This window comes from Psittacicella hinzii, assembly GCF_003585885.1.
Lineage (GTDB): Bacteria > Pseudomonadota > Gammaproteobacteria > Enterobacterales > Psittacicellaceae > Psittacicella.
Window position 1 is genome coordinate 1 of the sequence record NZ_NRHC01000072.1, and the last position, 5,772, is coordinate 5,772.

Genomic DNA, 5,772 nt, shown 5'->3' on the forward strand with positions numbered 1-5,772 from the left:
TTACATTTATAAGTAAATTTATAAGGATAAAACTTTTATGGCTTTAAATTGGTTTAAAAATCTATTTGGCTCTTCTGAGAAAAAAGAACAAGAAAAAGGTAATGAACAAACTTCTGTTCAAAAGGAAATAAAAGATGAAGAACTTCCTCTAACTCAAACAGTTGATAATCAAGAAGCTGGTAATGAGGAAACATATAATATTGATCAAAATAATACTGATCATACTAATGAAGAAAAACTTTCTTTAACCACTACTGAAGAAGAAAATAGAAGCGAAGTAGAAAGTGAAAGTTCATCTTCTACTGAGAGCAATAATTTAACTTCTTTTGATGAAGTTAGCAACGAAGCTGTAGTAGAGGAAAAAACTAATGACGATGTGCCAGTAGTTGAGGTTAAAGAAAAAAAAGCAGGTTTCTTTGCTCGTTTAGTTTCAGGTCTTTCTAAAACTGGTGCTAATATTGGTGCAGGTTTATCAGCACTATTTGTTGGTAAAAAAATCAACAAGCAACTTTTTGAAGAATTAGAAGAACATTTATTAATGGCAGATGTTGGTATTGATACAACTGACAAGATCATTAAGAATTTAACAGACCATGTTAAAATTTCTCAACTAAATGATTCTGAAGCTTTATATAAGCAATTAAAACAAGAGTTAAAAGAAATTGTTCAGCCATGCGCTCTGCCTCTGGAAATTAAAGAACACAAACCTTTCTTAATTTTAATGATTGGAGTTAATGGAGTAGGTAAAACTACTACTATTGGTAAACTTACTAAAAAACTTCAACAAGAAGGCAAAAGTGTTCTTTTAGCTGCTGCAGATACTTTCAGAGCAGCCGCTATTGAACAATTACAAGAATGGGGTAATCGTAATAACGTAAATGTAATTGCACAAAAACCAGGTTCTGACAGTGCTGCTGTCATTTATGACGCCTTTAACTCGGCAAAATCAAAAGGCTATGATGTAGTTATTGCTGACACTGCTGGAAGATTATCAAATAAAAACCATTTACTTGAAGAATTAAAGAAAATCGTTCGAGTTGTTCAAAAAATTGATCCAACAGCTCCGCATGAAGTAATGATTACTTTAGATGCTTCAACTGGGCAAAATGCTGTTGAGCAAGTTAAAGAATTTGATAAAGCTGTAAATATTACAGGAATTAATTTAACTAAATTAGATGGTACAGCAAAAGGTGGAGTTATCTTTGCTATCTGTGATAAATTCCAAAAACCAATTCGCTACATTGGTGTAGGTGAAAAAATTGATGACCTACAACCATTTAATGCTGAAGATTTTATCGAAGCTTTATTTAAAGAAAAATAATTATGTCAAAAGAAACACGAACTAAAACAACAACTGACATTAATCTTCAAAATTCTACTCAAACCCCTAACATAACAACAACCGCTCCTCAAGGTGACTTAACTATAGTCAACACTACAAAACCTCAAACCTCAAGAGGACAAGAAATCGTCTACTATGTTAGTGGTGTAAAAAGAGTTCTTACTAAAGAGATTGAAGATCAATTAATTAAAACAGCAAACGATTTAGAAATTGATATTACAGAACGTCGTAAAGCTTTTACTGTTTTACTTCAAGCATATACAAAATATATCGAACATCTTGTATATAAGGACTACAAATACTCAAATGTTGCTGATGAGGATTTAAACCAAGCAGCATTTGAGGGATTTGTTGAAGCAGTAAAAAATTACGATCAGGAAAAATCAAATGGGGGTCGTTTAATCACTTACGCGTACCACCACATTAAGAAAAATATTTCTAAACTCGTAAATCAATTAGCTTACGCTACTAAAACTATTACAACTAAAGACGCCTCTTTAGCAAAAACTGCTATATTAAAAATAAGAGCTGAACGTCCTTTAACTAATAAGGACTATGAAGATATCGCGAGCACCTTAAACAATAAGACGGCTAGCTATGTACGTAGCATTGAAGGTGCGCTAACACGTGCTACTTCATTTGAAACAGAAACCTCTGATGGGGAAACTAATACTTATAATCCGGCTTCTTTCACAACTGATGAAGGCTCTGACTTTTCAAAACAAGTTGAAGAAGATGAAACTTCAAAAAACTTACGTGAGGCTTTTTTCCAAGCATTCACGAGTTTACTAGATGAACGTGAGCAATATATTATTAAAGTTCGCGTAGCCGAGGACTTTTTCCCTGAAGTAAAACAAAAAGCAACTTTAAACGAAATCGCGAATAAATTTAATATTTCAAATGAGCGAGTTCGTCAAATAGAGATGAAAGCAAAACAAAAGTTAGCTGAAGCTCTTGCTAAGTTTAGACCTACTGAATAATAAGATTAATAGTAAAAAAGTGAAATTTCATTTGGTAATTTTATTTTTTTAGGGTATAATGTTAAGGCAATTAGTTGCAATATTTACTTAGAAAATACTTAATAAAAATAAAAAAGAAAATTTTTGTAATTTTATAAAACTTTTAAGAATAATATTTGTCTAATATATTAGTTAGAGAGAAATTAAAAATTGCTTAATAAGTTTTCTTGCTAAGGATACGAGATTTATCATGTCAGAGCGTAGCTTTAAGCATATTGACGATAATGATGAAAATTTACATCAGCAAGAACTTAAGTTAATTGAGCGAATAAAATCAGGCGACATGAATGCTTTTGGTATCTTGGTTACAAGGTATCAAAATAGACTAATACAGTTTTTACTGAAAAAATATGGTAACAACGGTTTAATAGAAGATGTAGCTCAAAATGTCTTTGTTTTAGCTTATCGAAAATTAGATTCATTCCAGGGTAAAAGTAAATTCTATACTTGGTTATGTACAATAGGCATTCGCCAAATGATTAACGCAATAAGTGCTAGAAATAGAAGAGTTAGCTTAACGTTTGAGTCTGATATAGATTATGAAGGATCTTATGTGGACCTTCATGAAGACAAAACGAGTTCCGTTGAAGAAAATTTAATTGCCGACGAAAATAAGAGAATTCTAGAAGAGCTTCTCCATCAAATTCCAGAACATATATTAACACCTTTTCTAATGCGTATCGAAAAGGGTATGAGTTATAAAGATATTAGTGAAGAGTTAAATTTAACTATTGACTCTGTAAGATCTAGAATTAATCGAGCTCGAATTATGTATCGAGATCTCATTAAGGAAAATGGTATACTTTCTAAGCTTTAATTTTGTTTATGAGTGCAAATCATCTTATCAATTTAGCAGATGACTTAGTCGCTGGTAAAATAACTCTAGAAGATATATTTCAAGATCAGTTAGTTGTTGATGTATTGACTCTTAAAGATAAAGATCTTGATGTAGAAAAAGATCCTGAATATTACGTTGATACACCTGCAGATCTACAAATTTTTGCAAACTTTGACTTTACTAAAAAAGTAATGGCAGAAATCGCAAACTTAGATCTTGAAGATACTACAACAGATATTAATGTAGAAGTTGCTAATGGTAAAAAATTAGAAGCAGATAAAGAAGTTAAACCTCTAAAACTGGATAACTTCAATACTTATAAGAACTATAACTATGGTTATCAAATGCCTAACAAAACTTCAGGTGTTTTCTATAGCGAAAGTTCAAATGCTCCTTCTTCTTCACCATCAACTGCATCAAATGCAAACTTTACAGTAAAAACTAAAGATTCATCTATTTTTAACTTACGTAACTTAATTGGTGCTACTTTAGCATTTATTGCTACGTTTGCTTGTATAGGAATATTTAGTAACTTTATTAATAAAGATCAAGGATTTAGTACTTTAGCTTATAGTGATCCTTCAATGTCTCAAAGCTTGAAGTCTAATAACTCTGGTTCGTTAACTATTAATAATAATTTAGCTTCATCTAACCTAGCTTCATTATCATTCAAAAGATACGAGCTTGATGATCCTAATTTAATAAATTACCAACCTCAATTACTTACAAGTGTTCAACTGGTTAGTTTACATTTAGTTAACCAAGGACAAAAAACGGATGGTCTTTTATTATCAGATAAGCAATCTCAAAATTTATCAATTCTGATTGCAAATTATGAGATACATAAACGTTTATCTTCTAAATAATTAAAATAAAAAAGCGACATAGAGGTATTAATTTCTATGTCGCTTTTTTATTATACTATTGCTATAATGATAGCTAAAATATTGACATTTTTAGTACTGACATGAAAAAGAGATCTTTATATCTAATTGCCTTAGCGATTGTTTCTTTTTATAACTTATCAACCAACAGCCAAGCAGCCACAAAGAAACAACAAGTAACACAGTCGCAGAGTGCAGTAAAAGAATTAATTGATATGAGTGAGCAAATTCACTCCCTCAATTATACTTTATACTTCACTATCTATGATTCATCAGGCTATACTCCGTATAAATTTAACAATTATTTTGTTAACGGAGTTCGCTATGCTGAATTATCTAATTTAGAGGGCAGTCCTTATAATATCTACCTTAAAGGTGATCTTATGGGTAATGCTTCTTACGCTTTAAAAGGCGATACTTTCAATATTTTACCTAATATCTTTAGCACTAATTTTACAGAGATCTCACAAAACTACATGATTTCTAAAGTAGGAACTACTAGGGTAGCAGATAAAACAGCGCAAGTTTATGAAGTTACCAATAAGTATTCCAATTTATTCACCTATAGAATTGCTTTAGATAATGCCACTTTACTACCGTTAAAAACTGATTTATTATTTAGAGATTTAGTTACTAACTCATATACTGTCTTAAATTCCTACTCTGTGATCTATCTAGAGCTAGGAATGGATCAGCCAGCACTTACTAAAATTCAGAATGGTGTAATTAATACTAACTCAATCTTTTCTAGTAACATAGATCAGAAATTAGCAAATGAATTTGATAGCATTATTAGATTACAATTTTTACCTCCTGGTTTTAAATTACGCTCTAATAATGAAGTTACTATGATTGGTAATAGTTTAATAACTAGTCCAACCGCAACTGCAAGTAATAGTAATGGTCCTACTATGATTGCCCAAACATATAGCGATGGTTTATTTAGCTTTACTATTTACGTAAGTAAAGAAGAAGTTAATACTAATGACCATTTTTACTGGCAACAAGGCGATACAACACTATATACCGAAGACTATGGTAATCGTAAACTAACTATTGTAGGACAAATTCCTTTAGCCCTTGCTAAAGGCATAATCAATTCTATATCAGTTAATGGTAAAGCTCCAGCACAGCATCCTGAAGGCTTTGGGCAACAAATTAACTTACAAAATTAAAGTTTATATATGCAACAATCTCATCGTAGCGCACAGGTTGTAAAAATAATCCCTAACGGAGATAAAACAACCTTAGAAGTCGCTATTTTATCTAATAAAGAGTTTTGTTCAGCCTGCGCTAGAGGAGAAGGCTGTGGTGCTATATTTCTTAATCAACTGACACCGTCAGGAAGAAAAAGAAATAAATTTAAACTTGAGGTTTTAACCCAAACAGCAACAAATGATGGTATTCGTGAAGGTGATATCATTATGGTTAGAACTAGCAAAAGTAATTTTACTTTAGCTATTGCTACCTTTTACCTAATTCCTCTAATTGTTGCAGTTATCTTACCAAGCATAATTCTTAATGCTTTACAAGTAAATGACCTATATGCAGGTTTGAGTATTTTCGCTTGTCTAGTTATCTATTTTGCTATTGTTAAAATTTATTTAAAAGATTTCAATACAGAAATAGAGTATCTTGGCATTGATTATGCTTTTGAAAAATTTACAGCTAATATAAAAGAGATCGGTT

General features: G+C 31.1%; 6 protein-coding genes. All 6 read left to right on the forward strand.

The window, feature by feature from the left end; all coding sequences use genetic code 11:
• Positions 1 to 37: 37 nt before the first annotated feature.
• Positions 38 to 1,321 (forward strand): signal recognition particle-docking protein FtsY, encoded by a 1,284-nt coding sequence (gene ftsY / locus CKF54_RS05680; protein WP_119525398.1) that lies wholly within the window; start codon positions 38 to 40, stop codon positions 1,319 to 1,321.
• 2 nt (positions 1,322 to 1,323) lie between these two features.
• Complete coding sequence (locus CKF54_RS05685) at positions 1,324 to 2,322, forward strand: sigma-70 family RNA polymerase sigma factor (protein ID WP_119525399.1); 999 nt, start codon at positions 1,324 to 1,326, stop codon at positions 2,320 to 2,322.
• A gap of 229 nt (positions 2,323 to 2,551) precedes the next feature.
• Positions 2,552 to 3,178 carry an RNA polymerase sigma factor gene (locus CKF54_RS05690; RefSeq protein ID WP_119525400.1) on the forward strand — a complete coding sequence of 209 codons (627 nt, stop codon included), beginning with the start codon at positions 2,552 to 2,554 and terminating at the stop codon, positions 3,176 to 3,178.
• Between the two features lie 8 nt (positions 3,179 to 3,186).
• The gene (locus CKF54_RS05695; RefSeq protein WP_119525401.1) at positions 3,187 to 4,065 is read left to right on the forward strand and encodes a hypothetical protein; all 879 of its coding nucleotides are present in this window, start codon (positions 3,187 to 3,189) and stop codon (positions 4,063 to 4,065) included.
• A gap of 101 nt (positions 4,066 to 4,166) precedes the next feature.
• On the forward strand, positions 4,167 to 5,258 hold the full coding sequence (locus CKF54_RS05700; RefSeq protein WP_119525402.1) for a MucB/RseB C-terminal domain-containing protein: 1,092 nt from the start codon (positions 4,167 to 4,169) through the stop codon (positions 5,256 to 5,258).
• Between the two features lie 9 nt (positions 5,259 to 5,267).
• Positions 5,268 to 5,772 (forward strand): SoxR reducing system RseC family protein (locus CKF54_RS05705; protein WP_147396822.1); only part of this gene is annotated, 505 nt, incomplete at its 3' end.

Excerpts from the sequence above, each read along its gene's own strand:
- CKF54_RS05695 (WP_119525401.1), top strand. The coding sequence starts at position 3,187 with ATGAGTGCAAATCATCTTATCAATTTAGCAGATGACTTAGTCGCTGGT.
- CKF54_RS05700 (WP_119525402.1), top strand. The coding sequence starts at position 4,167 with ATGAAAAAGAGATCTTTATATCTAATTGCCTTAGCGATTGTTTCTTTT.
- CKF54_RS05690 (WP_119525400.1), top strand. The coding sequence starts at position 2,552 with ATGTCAGAGCGTAGCTTTAAGCATATTGACGATAATGATGAAAATTTA.
- ftsY (WP_119525398.1), top strand. The coding sequence starts at position 38 with ATGGCTTTAAATTGGTTTAAAAATCTATTTGGCTCTTCTGAGAAAAAA.
- CKF54_RS05685 (WP_119525399.1), top strand. The coding sequence starts at position 1,324 with ATGTCAAAAGAAACACGAACTAAAACAACAACTGACATTAATCTTCAA.